The sequence below is a fragment of the Archangium violaceum genome, assembly GCF_016859125.1.
Classification (GTDB): Bacteria; Myxococcota; Myxococcia; order Myxococcales; family Myxococcaceae; genus Archangium; species Archangium violaceum_A.
This window is the reverse complement of record NZ_CP069338.1, coordinates 2,355,488-2,372,283: the sequence shown is the minus strand read 5'-3', so window position 1 is coordinate 2,372,283 and position 16,796 is coordinate 2,355,488. Positions and strand designations below refer to the sequence as shown.

Annotated in this window: 9 protein-coding genes; 4 read left to right on the top strand and 5 right to left on the bottom strand. The window is 69.1% G+C overall.

Going from position 1 to position 16,796, the window contains the following annotated elements; genetic code table 11:
• Positions 1-39: 39 nt before the first annotated feature.
• The 3 genes from JQX13_RS10205 to JQX13_RS10195 all read right to left on the bottom strand — a co-directional run bounded on the left by JQX13_RS10205 (position 40) and on the right by JQX13_RS10195 (position 4,875).
• Entirely contained in the window at positions 40-1,884 is a 1,845-nt protein-coding gene (locus JQX13_RS10205; RefSeq protein WP_239014663.1) for a myxococcus cysteine-rich repeat containing protein, read from the bottom strand.
• A gap of 57 nt (positions 1,885-1,941) precedes the next feature.
• The gene (locus JQX13_RS10200; RefSeq protein WP_203408844.1) at positions 1,942-3,783 is read right to left on the bottom strand and encodes an OmpA family protein; all 1,842 of its coding nucleotides are present in this window, start codon (positions 3,781-3,783) and stop codon (positions 1,942-1,944) included.
• Between the two features lie 204 nt (positions 3,784-3,987).
• Positions 3,988-4,875, bottom strand: a complete 888-nt coding sequence (locus tag JQX13_RS10195; protein WP_203408843.1) for a LysR substrate-binding domain-containing protein — start codon at positions 4,873-4,875, stop codon at positions 3,988-3,990.
• A gap of 100 nt (positions 4,876-4,975) precedes the next feature.
• On the opposite strand from JQX13_RS10195, the gene JQX13_RS10190 reads away from it, so the two are divergent.
• The 4 genes from JQX13_RS10190 to JQX13_RS10175 all read left to right on the top strand — a co-directional run bounded on the left by JQX13_RS10190 (position 4,976) and on the right by JQX13_RS10175 (position 14,776).
• Positions 4,976-6,592, top strand: coding sequence for an acetolactate synthase large subunit (locus tag JQX13_RS10190; RefSeq protein WP_203408842.1), 1,617 nt, complete (start codon positions 4,976-4,978; stop codon positions 6,590-6,592).
• 14 nt (positions 6,593-6,606) lie between these two features.
• Entirely contained in the window at positions 6,607-8,040 is a 1,434-nt protein-coding gene (locus JQX13_RS10185; RefSeq protein ID WP_203408841.1) for an aldehyde dehydrogenase family protein, read from the top strand.
• Positions 8,041-8,116: 76 nt separating this feature from the next.
• Complete coding sequence (locus tag JQX13_RS10180; RefSeq protein ID WP_203408840.1) at positions 8,117-9,508, top strand: cytochrome P450; 1,392 nt, start codon at positions 8,117-8,119, stop codon at positions 9,506-9,508.
• Positions 9,509-9,511: 3 nt separating this feature from the next.
• Positions 9,512-14,776: a trifunctional serine/threonine-protein kinase/ATP-binding protein/sensor histidine kinase gene (locus tag JQX13_RS10175; RefSeq protein ID WP_203408839.1), complete on the top strand. Its 5,265-nt coding sequence runs from the start codon at positions 9,512-9,514 to the stop codon at positions 14,774-14,776.
• Between the two features lie 18 nt (positions 14,777-14,794).
• Here JQX13_RS10175 and JQX13_RS10170 read toward each other — a convergent pair whose 3' ends face one another.
• Entirely contained in the window at positions 14,795-16,270 is a 1,476-nt protein-coding gene (locus JQX13_RS10170; RefSeq protein ID WP_203408838.1) for a PLP-dependent aminotransferase family protein, read from the bottom strand.
• Between the two features lie 41 nt (positions 16,271-16,311).
• A complete protein-coding gene (locus tag JQX13_RS10165) occupies positions 16,312-16,779 on the bottom strand; it encodes a rhodanese-like domain-containing protein (RefSeq protein ID WP_203408837.1) in 468 nt (155 codons plus the stop codon).
• Positions 16,780-16,796: the final 17 nt, after the last annotated feature.

Genomic DNA, 16,796 nt, shown 5'->3' with positions numbered 1-16,796 from the left:
GGACCCCCGTCGAGGTCTTCGAGGACCTTTCACTTCAGCTCAGCGACGGCTCCTCCGACGCAGGCCGAGCAGGCCCAGGAGCGCCAGCCAGGACGAGACGGGGGCCGCGCTGCAGCCGTTACCGGCGAAGACGGGGGGCTCCCCGGGAGCGGGCTCCGTCACCGTCCACGTGTACTCGGCGGGCGTCGGGTCCACGTTGCCCGCGGCATCCACGGCGCGCACTCTCAACGTGTGCTGCCCCCGGGCGACGGTGTAGCTGGTCTCGCAAGGAGCGAAATCCTGACCGTCCAGGCTGCACTCGTAGGTCACGTTGCTCTCGTTCGACGCGTACTCGAACTCAGCGGTGGTGTTCTCGGTGCTCTCACCGGGGCCCTTGGTGATGGTGGTGTCGGGCGGGATGCTGATGGTGAAGGGATCGTCGTTGGAGGGCTGGCTGGTGTTGCCTGCCACGTCGGTGGCCGTGGCCGTCACGGTGTGCGGACCCTCGGAGAGCGGGGTGGTCGGGGTGCAGCTCCACGCGCCGCTGGCGTCGGTGGTGGCGGTGCAGATCACCGTGTCGCCCTCACGCACCGTCACCGTGCTGTTCGCCTCCGCCGTGCCGCTGATCACGGGCGTCGAGGTGTCAAGCACGGAGCCCGGCGTCGGGCCCGTGATGACGGGCGGGGCTGGCGGGTTGTTATCGAGGCTGAAGTCGATACCAGGGGTGCTCTCCTCCGTGGCGCTCAGGGTGGTGGAGGTGACCTTGGTGATAGAGTGCTCCCCCTCCTCGTAGCCGGAGATGGTGCACGTCCAATTGCCGGAAGAATCGGCGACGGCTTCGCAAGCCGGCGAGGTGCTTCCATCGATGTAGACCTTCACGGTGGCGCCCGGCGAGGCGGTGCCCCCGAGAACCGGATCCGTGATGCCACCCGCGGGCGGATCCGTGACGACGGGAATCAGCTGGCAGATGGACATCGCGTCCACGCGGTAGGTGATGGTGTTGTCGGTGTTGTTGAGCAGGTCGCAGTCGTTGTCGATGAAGGTCACGCGCACGTCGCCCGTGAGCGCCTCGAAGTCCCTCTCCACGCGCGTACGGGCGCCCGGGTTGACTGCCAGGGCGAGGGCCTGTTCGCGCGTGTCGAAACCTTCGGTGTATCCGACCGAGAAGGCCTGCTCACCGGCGGGGGTGAAGTAGTTGACGCCCATGATGCCGGGGCGCCAGTTCTTGTTGTTCGAGAAGCTGATGGCTCCCGAGACGTATTGAATGCGGTACCGGCCCGGCACGCTCAGGTCGGGCTGGATCGCGGTCTCGGGCAGTCCGGGCGGAGCGCCGAGATTCGACCTGGTCAAGCATTCGGTCCGGCCGCGGCGGGTGATGAAGGCGCTCGCGCCCGTGTTCTTGCAGCCGAAGCTGCTCTCCACGGCGGTGCAGGTGGCGTTGCAGCCGTCACCATCGGTGGTGTTGCCGTCGTCGCAGGCCTCGGACGTGTCCTTGATACCATCACCACACCTCGGTGCGCACACCGAGGGACCCGAGGGGCTGGCAGGGCTGGCGGGGCAGCTGTACCCGCCCTGGATGGTGCAGATGGCGCTGCAGCCATCACCATCGGTGGTGTTGCCGTCGTCGCACTGCTCGAAATCGTCGAGCGTACCGTTGCCGCAGTTCGCTCGGGCCTCGAGGGTGCAAGTGGAGCTGCAGCCATCACCATCGGTGGTGTTGCCGTCGTCGCACTGCTCGTCTTCTTCGAGCTTGCCGTTGCCGCAGGTGGCGAGCGCGTAGGTCCCCTCCTGCGTGGGGTCCTGGGTGGTGGACTCGGAGAGCTCCGTTCCACCACAGCCGGTGAGGGTGACGAGGAGGGCGAACGTGAGCGCCGCCGCGGAAATCGCCGCGCGCGAGAACTTCACGGACGCTGGCTCCCGGGGGAGCGTTTCATTGACACACGTATCCATGGAATCTCTACCTCACTTCTCGAGGGTGCCGGTGGGGTTGCCCTGCTGCGTCTGCACGCCGTCAGCGTCCCCGACGATCTTGAACTCCACGCGACGGTTCTTCGCGCGGCCTTCCTTGGTGTCATTGCTGGCGATGGGCCGCGTCTGGCCGAAGCCCCTGGGCTCCAGGCGGCTGGCTGCCACGTTCTTGCTCTCGAGGTACTTCGCCACCGCGTTGGCGCGGCGCTGCGACAGGTCCATGTTGTAGTCGGCCTGGCCCTGGTTGTCGGTGTGGCCCTCGATGCGCACCTTCTCGATCTCCGGGTGCGAGTTGAGGATGGCCGCCACCGAGTCGAGCATCTTGTGGCTGCGCGGGCTGATGACGTCCTTGTTGTTCTCGAAGAAGACGGCCTCGAGCAGGCGGATCTGCCCCTCTTCGATCTGCACGGTCTGCTTCTCCTTGCAGCCCTTGTTCTTCTCGGTGCCCTTCTCATCGGGGCAGTTGTCGAGCCGGTCGACGAGGCCGTCGCCATCGCGATCCTTGTCGGGGCAGCCGCGGTTCTCCCTCGGACCCGCCTCGTTGATGCAGGCGTCGCGCGCGTCGGTGACGCCGTCCTGGTCGTTGTCCGGGTCGGGGCAGCCGTCCTCGTCCTGGAAGCCGTCCTTGTCCTCGGCGTCCTTCGGGCAGGCGTCCTTCGAGTCCACGATGCCATCACCGTCGGAGTCCGGGTCATCCGGGCAGCCGTCGTCATCCTGGTAGCCGTTGACGTTCTCCGCCTGGGCGGGGCAGCGGTCGGCCCGGTTGAGGATGCCGTCCTTGTCGTCGTCGGTGTCGGGGCAGCCGTTGAGCTCGGCGAGGCCCTTCTCGGTCGGGCAGCGGTCGGCGGAGTTCTTCACGCCGTCACCGTCGGCGTCGAGGTCGGGGCACTGGGCCGGGTCGTGGGGCTTGCCCTCCACGCACCGGGCCGCCGCGGCGGTGTCCGGGGAGAACGCGAGGCCCGCGAACACGCGGAAGGCCGGAGTGCCCGGCGTCGTTCCGAAGCCGGGGCCGCCCATGCCGTACACCTCCACGCCCTGGCCCAGGGGGGCGCGCAGGCCGAGCAGCACCTCCAGGGAGGCGGGCGTGCGCGCCGTGGGGTACGTGCCGCGCACCAGCAGCTCCTCCTTGATGCCGAACAGGGCGGCGGTGACGTTGATGCCGCCATTCACCTCCAGGCCCAGCTCGTCCCGGGAGTCCACCCGTCCCTCGGAGAGCGGGTACGTCTTGGTGCGGACGAGCGCGCCCACGTCGGCGCCCACGCGCCAGGAATCCCCGATGCGCTTGCCGAGGCCCAGGCGCGGCGTGAAGACGAAGCCCTGGTCCCGCGTGAGGGCCTCCGCGCTGCCCAGGGGCAGCGCCGCGCCGAGGTGCACGCCGAGGTCCAGCGGTCCGTCACGATTCTCGGAGAGGATGCCAGCGCGAGCCTGCAGCCAGGGAGTACCCAGCGCCAGGGTCTCCGGCGTCTCATAGCCCAGTCCCCCGGTCTCCGGGCCCCACTGGGACACGACGGGAATCTGCGCGCCCACCTCGAGCCAGTTGGTGAAGGCGTAGGCGCCGCTCAGGTGCGCCGTCACGCGGTCGGAGATGACGGTGCCAATCTCCCTGTCATTCTGGAGGAGCACGAGCGGCTTGTTCTCGTAATGCATGGTGAAGGCGACGTTGTACTGCCCCTTCTGCAGCAGGTCGCCGGTCGACAGCACGAGGCTGTCTCGCGCACTGGGGTTGAGCTGCAGCCGCTCCAGCTCGAAGCTGGGGATGTTGCGCTGCGCCTGCGCGGTGAAGGCCCAGAGGAGTGCGACTCCCCCGAGCAACTGGTGATGCTTTCGTGAAAACAAGATTTTCCTCCCACCCGCTTGCTCCGATTTCCGAAGCAGCCGCTCTCGACGAGCGATGGGTCTCCGAAGTTGATTGCAGGCTCCGGGCCACGGAGCCGCGCGGGGGCCTTCTAGAGGACGGAGGAGGGGAGTGCCAACCGCGAAAGCCGGGAGAAAGCGCGTTCTGACGTGTCAGTGACGGTTTCTGACACGGCTATTGACGCGTCAATTCGCCCTGGTCTCCTTCGCCCGCTCGCGCACCTGCTCCGCGAACAGTTCCGCCGCGGGTGTACGCGGAGCTCCCTTGCGCCAGAGGAGCGCCGCGAGCTCGGAGCGGGGCGCTGGAGAGAGCCGTTTCACCACCAATCTCTCGGCGTCGGCGAGCTGCGGCTCGGGGAGCACGGTGACGGCGAGGCCCGCGCGGACGATCGCGAGCACGGTGCCCACCGCGTTCGACTCGAGCGCGATGTGGGGGGCGAGCCGCATGGCGGAGAACCAGGCATCCACGCGCGCGCGCACCCGCAGCCCACGCGAGAGCAACGCGAACGACTCCTCGGCGAGCTGACGCGCCCCCACGGACTTCGCTCCCGCCAGCGGGTGCCCCCGCGCGACGACGAGCGCGAGCTTGCTGTCGAAGACGGGCTCCGCGTCGAGGTCGGGGAGGCGCGCGGGGGCGTACGCCAGCCCCACGTCCAGCTTGCCGTCGGCGAGCCGCCGCTCCACGCGCCGGACGATGGCCTCCTCGGCGCTCAGCGCCAGGCCTGGATGCCTGCGCAGCACGGCGGCGAGCGCGGGCACCACCACGCCGCGCATGCTGGGCGGGTAGCCCACCCGCAGCGTCCCCGTGGCCAGTCCGCGCAGCGCTCCCACCGCCATGCGGCCGGCGTCCACGTCCTCCAGCGCGCGCGAGGCATAGGTGCGGAACAGCTCCCCCGCCTGCGTCAGCCGCACACCGCCGCGTGCGCGCTCGAAGAGCGGCGCGCCGAGCTCCTCCTCGAGCTGGCGGATCTGCTGCGACAGCGTGGGCTGCGAGACGTGGAGGACTCGCGCGGCACGGCCGAAGTGCAGCGCGTCGGCGACGGCGGAGAAGTAGCGCAGGTGGCGGAGCTCCATTCCCTCATCATAGGCAATGCCTATCGGGTTCATGGGAACAAACGAATGGACGAATCGTGGCCCACGTTTAGATTTCTCCTCGTCCCGGAGGAAGAACCCCATGAAGGCATCGGATGTGTTCGTCAAAGCGCTGGAAGCGGAGGGCGTGCGTTGCGTCTTCGGACTCCCTGGAGAGGAGAACCTGGACCTGCTCGAGTCCATGCGTGCCTCGGGCATGCGCTTCGTCGTCACGCGCCACGAGCAGGCCGCGGGCTTCATGGCCGCCACGTGGGGACGGCTCACGGGGAACGCGGGCGTGTGCCTCGCGACGCTGGGGCCCGGCGCGACCAACTTCGTCACGGCCGCGGCGTATGCCCAGCTCGGCGCCATGCCCATGGTGATGATCACCGGGCAGAAGCCCATCAAGGTCAGCAAGCAGGGCCACTTCCAGATCGTCGACGTCGTGGGGATGATGCGGCCGCTCACCAAGTCCACCCGCACGCTCGTCTCCGCGGAGCACGTCCCCTCGGCGGTGCGCGAGGCCTTCCGCCGCGCCCAGGAGGAGCGCCCCGGTGCGACGCACCTGGAGCTGCCCGAGGACGTGGCGCGCGAGTCCACGGAGGCCGCGCCCCTCGCGCCCATGGTCCATCGCCGGCCCGTGGCCGACGAGGCCTCCATCGCGCAGGCGGTCGAGGCCATCGCGTCCGCCCGCCGCCCGCTGCTCATGATTGGCGCGGGGGCCAACCGCAAGCTCACCTCGGAGATGCTGCGCGTCTTCGTGGACCGGGTGGGGATTCCCTTCTTCAGCACCCAGATGGGCAAGGGCGTGGTGGATGAGACGCATCCGCTCTGGATGGGCACGGCGGCGCTCTCGGACGGGGACTACGTCCACCGCGCCATCGAGGCCTCGGACTGCATCATCAACGTGGGCCACGACGTCATCGAGAAGCCGCCCTTCGTCATGCGCGACGACCGCCGCACGGTGGTCCACCTGAACTTCTCGCCGGCTGGAGTGGACCCCGTGTACTTCCCCAAGGTGGAGGTGACGGGCGACATCGCCAACGCGGTGTGGCGCCTGGCCGAGGGGGTCGGTCCCCGCTCGCACTGGGACTTCTCGCCCTTCGAGCAGGCCCGCGCGGGGCTCGACGCGCAGCTCGCGCGCGGCACGGACGACGACCGCTTCCCCATCTACCCCGCGCGGCTCGTCGCCGAGGTGCGGCGCGCGATGCCGGATGATGGAATCGTGTGCCTGGACAACGGCATGTACAAGCTCTGGTTCGCCCGCTACTACCGCTGCCGCCGGCCCAACACGCTGCTGCTCGACAACGCGCTCGCGACCATGGGCGCGGGGCTCCCGTCCGCCCTCGCGGCGAAGCTGGTCCACCCGCGCCGCAAGGTGCTCGCGGTCTGTGGTGACGGCGGGTTCATGATGAACTCGCAGGAGCTGGAGACGGCGGTGCGCCTGAAGCTGGACCTGACGGTGGTCGTGGTGCGCGACGACGGCTACGGGATGATCCGCTGGAAGCAGGGGGAGATGGGGCTGCCGGACTATGGAATGGAGCTGGGCAACCCGGACTTCGTCCGCTACGCGGAAGCCTACGGCGCACGCGGACACCGCCCCACGAGCGCCACGGAGTTCGGCTCCACGCTCGCGCGCTGCCTGGAGTCGGGCGGCGTGCACGTCATCGACCTGCCCATCGACTACTCGGATGATGCGCGCGCTCTCGGCGCCGTTTGAAAGGGAGGAACGCCATGCTGGCTGAACGCTATCCGTATTACCTGGCCAACCGTCCGCGGCAGTCCAACGCGGAGCTGGCCGTGACCGATAAGTACTCGGGCGAGGTCGTGACCCGCGTGGCGCTCGCGGACGCGGCGGCCGTGGAGGAGGCCATCGCCGCCGCGGTGCGCGCGACGGGCCCCATGCGGCGGCTGGCGCCGTATGCGCGGCAGGAGGTGCTCGAGCACTGTGTGCGCCGCTTCCATGAGCGGGCCGAGGAGCTCGCGCTCGCGCTCTGCGTCGAGGCGGGCAAGCCCCTGCGCGACGCTCGGGGCGAGGTCACCCGGTTGATCGACACGTTCAAGGCGGCGGCCGAGGAGGCCGTGCGGCTCGAGGGCGAGGTGCTGAACCTGGAGGTGTCCCGGCGCGCGGCCGGCTACCGGGGCTTCACCCAGCGCGTGCCCGTGGGCCCGTGCTCGTTCATCACCCCGTTCAACTTCCCGCTCAACCTGGTGGCGCACAAGGTGGCGCCGGCCATCGCCGCGGGTTGCCCGTTCGTGCTCAAACCGTCGGATCGCACGCCCGTGAGCGCGATGCTCCTGGCCGAGGTGCTCGCCGAGACGGAGCTCCCCGAGGGGGCCTTCTCGGTGCTCCCGACGCGCCTCGAGGACGTGGGGCCCTTCATCGAGGACGACCGGCTGAAGCTGCTCTCGTTCACCGGCTCGGAGAAGGTGGGGTGGGAGCTCAAGGCGCGCGCTGGCCGCAAGAAGGTGGTCCTGGAGTTGGGAGGCAACGCGGCCTGCGTGGTGGACCGTGACCAGGGCGAACGCCTGGACTTCGTCGCGGACCGGGTGGCCCATGGCGCCTTCTTCCAGGCGGGGCAGAGCTGCATCTCGGTGCAGCGCGTGCTCGTGCACGAGGAGCTGTACGACGCGCTGCGCGAGCGGCTCGTCGCACGGGCGCGGGCGCTGCGCGCGGGGAACCCCCGGGACGAGTCCACCACGCTCGGTCCGATGATCGACGAGCCCGCCGCGCGGCGGCTGGAGGGCTGGATTCAACGCGCGGTGGAGCGGGGGGCTCGTGTGCTGACGGGGGGAGGGCGGCGCGGCGCACTGCTCGAGGCCACCGTGCTGGAGGGCGTGCCCGCCGACGAGCCGCTGAGCGCGGAGGAGGCCTTCGGTCCGGTCGTATTGCTCCAGCCCTTCCAGGCATTCGACGAGGCGCTGCGAGTGGTGAACGAGGGGCGCTATGGATTGCAGGCGGGCCTCTTCACCAATGACTTGTCGAAGGCGATGCACGCGTGGGACGAGCTGGAGGTGGGAGGCGTCGTCGTGGGCGACGTGCCGAGCTTCCGCGTCGACACGATGCCCTACGGCGGCGTGAAGGGCTCGGGGGTGGGGCGCGAGGGCGTGAAGTACGCCATCGAGGACATGACCGAGCTGCGGCTGCTCGTGCTACGCCCGCAGTGAAAGTCACGATGAACGTCAGAGGAGAGGAGGGGTTGGACTCCCGGCCGCTCCCTCACGTCCCGCCTGGGCTTCCTGTATGATCTCTCCTCATGGGCTGTTCCCCCAACGGCCCGGAGACATCGACATGACGCTCCAGGTGGATGCCAGTTCCCCGTCTCCTGAGAACCTCCCGCTCCCCCCTGGGAAATCTGGCCTCCCGCTGCTCGGGGAGACGCTGGAGTTCCTGCGCTCCAGCCGGGCCTTCATCCAACGCCGGCAAAGCCAGTACGGCCCCGTCTTCCGGTCCCACGTGCTGGGTTCACCCACCGTGTTCCTGCTCGGCCCGGAGGCCATCCAGTGGATCTTCGCGGGCGAGGGCAAGTACCTGAAGAACCGCTGGACTCCGGGGGTCCGCCAGTTGCTCGGGGCGCACTGCCTCTCGATGATCGAAGGCGAGGAGCACCTGGAGCGGCGCCGTCTGCTCGCGCCCCACTTCAGCTACGCGACGATGCGTGGGTTCGTGCCCACCATCGAAGCGATCGCCACGCGGCACTTCGAGCGCTGGGCGGCGCTCCCGGGCGACTTCACCTTGTGGCCCGCCATGCGGGAGCTGGCCTTCGAGATCGCCCTGGCGCTCATCTTCGGGCAGGACACGGTGGACGTGCCGTTCCTGATGCGCCACTTCAAGTCCTGGACGGCGGGGCTCTTCGTTCCCGTCACGGTGAACCTGCCCTGGACGACGTTCGGGCGGGCGCTCGCCGCGAAGAAGGCGATGGTCGGCTACCTGGAGCAGGTGGTCTCCGAGCGGCAGTCGCGGACCGAGCAACCGCCGGATCTGCTGGGCTCGCTCATCCAGAGCCGTGACGAGGCGGGCAATCCCCTGACGCGCGAGGTGATCGTCGACGAGCTGCAACTGCTCCTCTTCGCCGGGCACGACACCACCGTCACCGCCACCTCCAACCTCCTGCTGATGCTGGCCCAGTACCCGGACGTGCTCCAGCGGGGCCGCGAGGCGGTCGCGGGCCTGCAGGGCCCCCTCACGCTGGATGGGCTGCGGGCGATGCCCTACCTCGTCCAGCTCCTCAACGAGGGCATGCGTCTCATTCCTCCCATTGGCGGTGCCTTCCGCGTCACCACCCGGGACGTGGCCTACAACGGCTACCGCATCCCCAAGGGGTGGATGATTCCCGTCAGCATCAAGTCCGCGCACGGGGGCTCGACCTGGTCGGCCCCGGAGCGGTTCGATCCCGATCGCTTCGGCTCCGAGCGCAACGAGCAGAAGAAGCCCGGCACGTTCATTCCCTTCGGCGGCGGGCCGCGCATCTGCCTGGGCCAGCACTTCGCGATGGTGGAGATGAGCGTGATGCTGGCGTTGTTGCTGAAGCACTACACGTGGGAGCTCGTGCCGGGGCAGGATCTCGAGTACGTCCAGGTTCCCTTCCCCCACCCCAAGAGTGGCATCCAGCTTCGGGTTCGCCGCCTGGGGTGATTGATGCTCGATATCCCAGGGTACAAGCTCCTCGGTACGCTCCGAGCCACGAGCTCGAACGTGCTCTTCCAGGCGGTACGCGAGTCGGATGGCCTGCCGGTCATCATCAAGACGCCCGCGACCGTGTCCGCGGGTCCGCGCGAGCGCGAGCGCTATCGCCGGGAGTACAGCATCCTGCAACGGCTGCGGGATGTGCGTGGCGTGGTCCGGCCCTATTCCCACGAGCAGATCCTCGAGCGCCCCGTGCTCCTGATGGAGGAGGTGCGCGGTGTGCCCCTGTCCGAGCTCGTGGGCCAGCCCCTGGCGATCCCGCGATTCCTGGAGCTGGCCGTCTCCCTGGCGGCGAACCTCGGGGAGATCCACCGCCACGGCGTCATCCACAAGGACATCAAGCCCGCCAACATCATCGCCGAGCCGACGGGGGGAACCCGTCTCATCGACTTCGGGGTGGCCACGTTGCAGCGGGTGGAGCACCTGGAGGCGGCACCCGCGGACCTGGTCGAAGGGACGCTGGCGTACATGTCGCCGGAGCAGACCGGGCGGATGAACCGGTTGGTGGACTACCGCACGGACCTGTATTCGCTGGGGGTGACGTTCTACGAGCTGCTGACGGGGAGCCGGCCGTTCCAGGGCCGGGATGCGCTCGAATGGTTCCACGCGCACATGGCCCAGCACCCGAGGCCACCGCACGAGCTCCGCCCGTCCATTCCGCTGGCCCTCTCTGCCATCGTGATGAGGCTGTTGGCCAAGACGGCCGAGGAGCGCTACCAGAGCGCCGAGGGGCTGCGCGCCGATCTGGAGCGGTGCCGGGAAGGGCCGCTCGAGGTGTTTCCGTTGGGCGCACGGGACGTGCCCCGGCGCCTCTCCCTGCCACAGCGGCTCTATGGGCGAGAGGCCCAGGTGTCCACGCTGCTGAGTGGATTCGATCGGGTCGTCCACGGAGGACATGCGGAGCTGATGCTGGTGCGAGGCTACTCGGGCATCGGCAAGTCGTCGCTGGTGCAGGAGCTGCACAAGCCGGTGGTGCGGCGGCGCGGCTTCTTCCTGAGTGGGAAGTTCGAGCAGTTCCAGCGAGACATCCCGTACGCGACGCTGGCGCAGGCGATTCGAGGGCTGGTGCAGCAGTTGCTGGCGGGCAGCGACGAGGAGCTGGAGCGCTGGCGCGAGCGCCTCCAGGAAGCGTGGGGGGAGCAGGGCCAGCGCGTGGTGGAGCTCGTCCCCCAGCTGGAGCTCATCGCGGGCAGGCAGCCTCCCGTCGAGGCGCTACCTCCCTCCGAGACGCGCAACCGCTTCAATCAGGTGTTCCTGAAGTTCCTGGGCGTGTTCGCCACGAGGGAGCACCCGCTGGTGTTGTTCCTGGATGACCTGCAGTGGGCGGACGCGGCCAGTCTGCAATTGCTGCAGCATCTGCTCACCCACCCGGAGGCACCGCCGCTGCTGCTGCTCGGGGCCTACCGGGACAACGAGGTCAGTCTCTCCCATGCGCTGATGCTGACGGTGGAGGCGGTGCGCAAGTCGGGCGCGAGGGTGACGGACATCCAGCTGGAGCCGCTGAGCCAGGAGCAGGTGGAGCAGCTCGTGGGGGATGCGCTGCCAGGGGCGGGGCGGGAGGTGGTGGAGCCCTTGTCCGCGCTGGTGCGGGAGAAGACGGGAGGCAACCCGTTCTTCCTCAACCAGCTCTTGCTGACGTTGGACCAGGACGGGCTGTTGGTGCGCACGGCCGAGGGGTGGAGGTGGGACGAGGAGGGGGTCCGGGCGATGGGGTACTCGGACAACGTGGTGGACTTCCTGGTGGGCAAGCTGCGCCAGCTGCCGGGGGAGGTGCAGCGACTGCTCCATCTGGCCGCGTGCGTGGGCAACGTCTTCTCCCTGTCGATGTTGAGCACGCTCTCGGAGCAGGGAGAGGTGGGGGCGGTGGAGCAGGGGTTGGGGCCAGCGCTGCAGGAGGGACTGGTGATGAGAGGAGGCCCGGAGCAGTACCGGTTCCTGCATGATCGAATCCACCAGGCGGCCCATGCGCTCATCACGGAGGAGGAGCAGAAGGCCATCCACCTGCGCATCGGAAGGGCGATGCTGGAGAGCCTCACGCCCGAGGCGCTGAGGGAGAGGCTCTTCGACGTGGTGAGCCAGCTGAACGCCGGGGCGGAGCTGATGAAGGAGCCCGAGGAGCGCCACCGGCTGGCGAGGCTGAACGCGGAGGCGGGAGCGAAGGCGATGGCCTCCATCGCGCATCGTCCCGCCATCACGTATTTCGCGAAGGCGTTCTCGCTCATACCGGGAGACCCGTGGGAGACGGACGCGGCGCTGGCCCTCAAGGTGAGACTCGACCAGGCGACGTGCGAGCTCATGTGTGGCAACTCCGCCGAGGCGAGCCGCCTGGCGGAGGAGCTCCTCCCCCGAGCACGCACCCACTCGGACATGGCGGAAGCCTACCGCCTGAAGAACGACACCCTCGTGGGGACGGGGCGACTCCAGGAAGCCAGCGCCTGCATGCTGGAGTTCCTGGAGCGGCTGGGCATGCCGATTCCCTCGAGTCCCTCCCAGGAAGAGGCGGCGGCCGCCTATGAGGAGGTGTGGGCGCTGATCGGAGACCGGCCCATCGAGAGCCTCGTCGACCTTCCGCCCATGACGGATCCGGACATGAAGCTGGCGATGGGCGCCTTCCATTCGCTCTTCTCGTCCGCGTTCTTCATCAATCCCCACCTGCTCATCATCAATCTGTGCCGGATGGTGTCCCTCACCCTGCGCCACGGCTTCACGGCGCACTCCGTGACCGGCTTCAGCTGGCTGGGATTGATGTCCGGCGTGTCCTTCAATCGGTACCGGGAAGGCTATGCGTTGGGGGCGCTCGCCCGCGAGCTCGTCGAGCGCTACAACCTGTCCGCCCTCCGGGGAAGGCTCCTCTTCAGCCTGCAGTTCATCAGCTATTGGAGCCAGCCCTTCTCGGTGACGCAGGACATCGTCCTCGGCGCCTTCCACCATGCGGTCCAGATGGGGGACTTCCAGGCGGCTTGTTATTGCGGCTCGTCCATCGTCTTGAACCGCGTCGCCATGGGGCACAACCTGGATGATGTCTATCAGGAGTCGCTCGTGCGAGCCGACTTCGCGCGCAAGGCCGGGGTCGTGGACGCGCGGGACATGATCCTCCTCTACCAGCGCTACGTGCAGCAGATGCGCGGGCGCTCGTCCTCGTTCGATACGCTGAGCGGGGAGGGCTTCGACGAAAAGGAGTTCGAGGCGTCCTTGTCGTCCGCGCGCATGAGCGCCCTGCGCAGCGCCTATTGGATCCTCAAGCTCAGGTCCCGCTTCATGTGTGGCGCCTACGAGGAGGCGCTCGCGGCCGCGGACAAGGTGGCCGGGCTCCTCTGGGTCATGAAGGGAAGCATCAACATCCTGGACTTCCACCTCTTCCGGGCCCTGTCGCTGGCCGCGACCTTCGAGACCCGGTCGTCGGAGGAAGCACGGGAGGAGCTTCTCGAGTCCCTCCAACGGCACCACGCGCAGCTCGCGCGATGGGCGGAGATCTGCCCGGAGACCTTTCGTGCTCCGGAGCGGATGGTGTTCGCGGAGTGGGCCCGTCTCCGGGGGAGGCCGGATGAGGCGAGCCCCGCTTATGAAGAGGCCATCGATGCGGCCCGCGAGAACGGCTTCCTTCAATACTTCGGCATGGCGGCGGAGCTCGCGGCGAACTTCTGGCGGACGCGGCGGGCGCGGACGGCCGCCCTTTGTTTCGCGCGCGATGCCCGGTCCGCCTACGTGCAGTGGGGCGCCCTGGGGAAGGTTCAGCACCTGGAGTCCCGGTGGCCGGGCCTGGCGCCGCTGCGGGTCCTCTCGGATGACGAGACCCTCCGCGCCGACGCGACCACCAGTACGGACTCGACGCAGATCGACGCGCTCACGGTGGTGAAGGCGCAGCAGGCCATCTCCGGGGAGATCGTCCTGGAGCGGCTGGCGAACACCTTGATGCAGGTGGTCATCGAGAACGCCGGAGCCCAGCGGGGCGCCGTGCTGCTGCCGAGGGGCGACTTTCTCTCGGTCGCGGCCGTCTCGGGTGGCTCGCTGGACGCCGAGCTGCCGTGGTCGCTCATCACCTACGTCAAACGGACCCTCGAGCAGGTACGCATCGACGATGCCTCCCAGCCCCATCCGTTCTCGTCCGATGAGTACCTGCGGCGTGGAGGAGTCCGGTCCGTACTGTGCCTGCCGCTGATGCGGCAGGAGGTGTTCTCCGGGGTGCTGTACCTGGAGAACAACCTGGCCACCAACGCCTTCAGCCCGGAGCGCCTCTTCCTGCTGAGTCACCTCGCCTCGCAGGCCGCCATCTCCATCGAGAACGCGCGGCTGTACACGGAGGTCCGGATCGCCGAGGCGGCCCTGCGCCGGGCCAACGATGAGCTGGAGCGGAGGGTGGACGAGCGCACGCGCGCGTTGAAGGAGGCCCAGGCCCGGCTGGTGGACATGGCGCGTGAGGTGGGCATGACGGAGGTGGCCTCCAACGTGCTGCACAACGTGGGTAACGTCCTCACCAGCGCCGTCATCAACATCGAGCTGATGCGAAGGGCGGTGGGCTCCTCGCGCGTGAGCCGGGTGAAGCAGGCCGCGGCCCTGCTCCTGGAGCACCGGGGGAACCTGGCGGACTTCCTGTCCGAGAATTCACGAGGCAGCCAGCTCCCGGATTACCTCGCCGAGCTCTCCGACGAGCTGCTGCGCGAGCAGGAGAAGTTGATGGAGGACGTGGAGGCGATGGCCCGGCACATCGATCACATCCGCGCCATCGTCCAGGTGCAGCAGACCTACGCCAAGACGTCGCTCATGGAGGTGGAGTGTGACCTGGGGCAGCTGGTGGATGATGCCCTGCGCATCCAGATGGGCTCGCTCAAGCGCCACGGCGTGTCCATCATCCGCGAGCTGTCGGCGGTGCCGAAGTTGCAGTTGGACAAGCACAAGGTGTTGCAGATCCTCATCAACCTGCTGAGCAACGCGAGGAACGCGCTGGACGTGCTGCCGGAGGGGCAGCGGTTGTTGCGCGTGCGGCTCACCTCGGAAGGGGGGAGGGCGCGCATCCAGGTGGTGGACAACGGCATGGGGATCGCGCCGGAGGTTCGCGAGAAGCTCTTCGCGCATGGCTTCACCACGCGCAAGGACGGCCATGGCTTCGGCCTGCACGCGAGCGCGCTGGCGGCGCAGTTGATGGGAGGTCGCCTCACGCTGGAGAGCGAGGGTCCCGGCAAGGGCGCCACGGCCACCCTGGAGCTCCCACTTCCCTGACGCACGGGGAGGGCGGTTTCAGAGCACCGAAACGAGGGAGGCCGCCGCGGCCCGGAGCGTGGCGGGATCCACGCCGGAGAAGCCCAGCACGAATCCGCTCGAGCGCTTCGGTCCCAGGTAGTGGGTGGAGAGGGGACGCGCATCCAGTCCTTGACCCCTGGCCCGCTGGACGAGCCCCACGTCATCCCCGCGGCCCGCTAGCTTCACCGTGACATGCATCCCCGCTTCCACGGAACCCACCGGCTGGAGCCTGTCCCCGGCCTCGCGGCGGAGCGCGTCCAGCAGGGCCTGCCTCCGCTCGGCGTACAGCAGCCGCATCTGCCGCAGGTGCGCGGTGAAGTGGCCTCGCTCCATGAAGTCGACCATGGCGGCCTGGGACAGCAGGGCGGTATGTCCGTCCGCCAGGGACTTGGCGCGGCGGAAGGGCTCGACGAGCGGCTCCGGCACCACGAGGTACGCCAGCCGCAGCGAGGGGAACATCACCTTGTTGAAGGTGCCCACGTACAGCACGCGTCCCGTGTCGTCCAACCCCTGCAGCGCGGCGAGCGGCCGGGACGTGTAGCGGAACTCGCTGTCGTAGTCGTCCTCCACCACCCAGGCGCCCGAGGCCCGGGCCCACTCCAGCAGGGCCAGCCGGCGCGCGAGGTTCATCGTGAGGCCGAGCGGGTACTGGTAGGACGGCGTCACGTAGGCCAGACGCGCCCCGGGTGCTCGCGCGAGGCCCTCGTCCACCCGCGGGCCTCCCTCGTCCACGGGCACGGGGACGAGCCGGGCCCCCGCCGCGGAGAAGGTGGTGCGCGCGCCCAGGTAGCCGGGCTCTTCCATCCACACCGCGTCGCCCTCCTCCAGCAGCAGGCGCGCCACGAGCTCCAGCGCCTGCTGCGTGCTGGTGACGATGAGCACCTGCCGCCAGTCGCAACGCACCCCGCGCGACGTCCCCACGTGCGCGGCCACCGCCTCACGCAGTGGGCGCCAACCCGCCGTCTCTCCGTAGGTCAGCAGCTGCGTGCCAGTCTGCCGGCTCTGGCGCTGGAGCGAGCGCCGCCAGAGGGAGAGCGGGAAGGCGTCCAGCGCGGGCATGCACGGGGTGAATGGAAGCAGGCCACTGGGCGGAGCCGACAGTGGCAGCTCCGCGACCCGCCGGCCTCGCGCGCGCAGCGGTGGGGCGAGCTCGGCTCGGCCCTTGGGGGCGCGAACCGTTCCATCCGGAGGCCAGACATGCTCGGGCAGGGCCACCACCGAGCCAGAGCCCACGCGCCGCTCCAACAGCCCCTCCGCGTCGAGCTGGGAGAAGGCCTGCTCCACGGTGTTGCGGGACACCCCCAGGGTGGCCGCCAGCGTCCGGGTGGAGGGCAACCGGCTCCGGGGCGGTAGCACGCCCGTGAGGATGGCTCGACGCAGGCGCTCGTAGAGCTGTCGGTGCAGCGGTCCCTGCGCCTGTCGCAACCTCGGGAGGTGCGGAGGGAACAGCTCGGCGGGCACTCCTCGCGGCATGGGCTCGCAGCCTACCTCGCCCACCAGGTACGGGGAGTCCCTTAGATTTCGCCCTTGATGCCGAAGACGGGGACGCCCTGGGGGAGCGTGCCTTCGGTGGGGCAGCCCTCCTTCACCCAGTATTCGATGCCGCCCAGAAGCTCCTTCACCCGGAAGCCCAGCGCGGCGAAGCGGACCGCGGCCTTGGTGGCGCCGTTGCAGCCCGGGCTCCAGCAGTAGACGACGATGACGTCGTCCTTGGAGAGCGCCGCCGTCGTCTCGGCGGAAACGGTGCGGCCCGGGATGTTGATCGCCCCGGGGATGTGACGGCGCGCGTAGGCCTCGGGCGGGCGTGTGTCCACCACGACGAAGCCCTTCCGGCCGCGCTCCAGGTCGAGCCTGAGGTCGGCGGGATCCGTCTCCACCGACAGTTTCGCGAGGAAGTGCTGCCGCGCGGCCTCGGGGGTGGCGGCGGGTGTTTCGAGGACAAATGAGAAATGTGGCTCGGTGGACGGCGACGCGGGACGCATGGCATGGCTCCGGGGCG

Bases quoted from the DNA above. Each gene is read 5' to 3' on its own strand.
- JQX13_RS10180 (WP_203408840.1), top strand. From the start codon at position 8,117: ATGATCTCTCCTCATGGGCTGTTCCCCCAACGGCCCGGAGACATCGAC.
- JQX13_RS10165 (WP_203408837.1), bottom strand. From the start codon at position 16,779: ATGCGTCCCGCGTCGCCGTCCACCGAGCCACATTTCTCATTTGTCCTC.
- JQX13_RS10195 (WP_203408843.1), bottom strand. From the start codon at position 4,875: ATGGAGCTCCGCCACCTGCGCTACTTCTCCGCCGTCGCCGACGCGCTG.
- JQX13_RS10175 (WP_203408839.1), top strand. From the start codon at position 9,512: ATGCTCGATATCCCAGGGTACAAGCTCCTCGGTACGCTCCGAGCCACG.
- JQX13_RS10170 (WP_203408838.1), bottom strand. From the start codon at position 16,270: ATGCCGCGAGGAGTGCCCGCCGAGCTGTTCCCTCCGCACCTCCCGAGG.
- JQX13_RS10190 (WP_203408842.1), top strand. From the start codon at position 4,976: ATGAAGGCATCGGATGTGTTCGTCAAAGCGCTGGAAGCGGAGGGCGTG.
- JQX13_RS10185 (WP_203408841.1), top strand. From the start codon at position 6,607: ATGCTGGCTGAACGCTATCCGTATTACCTGGCCAACCGTCCGCGGCAG.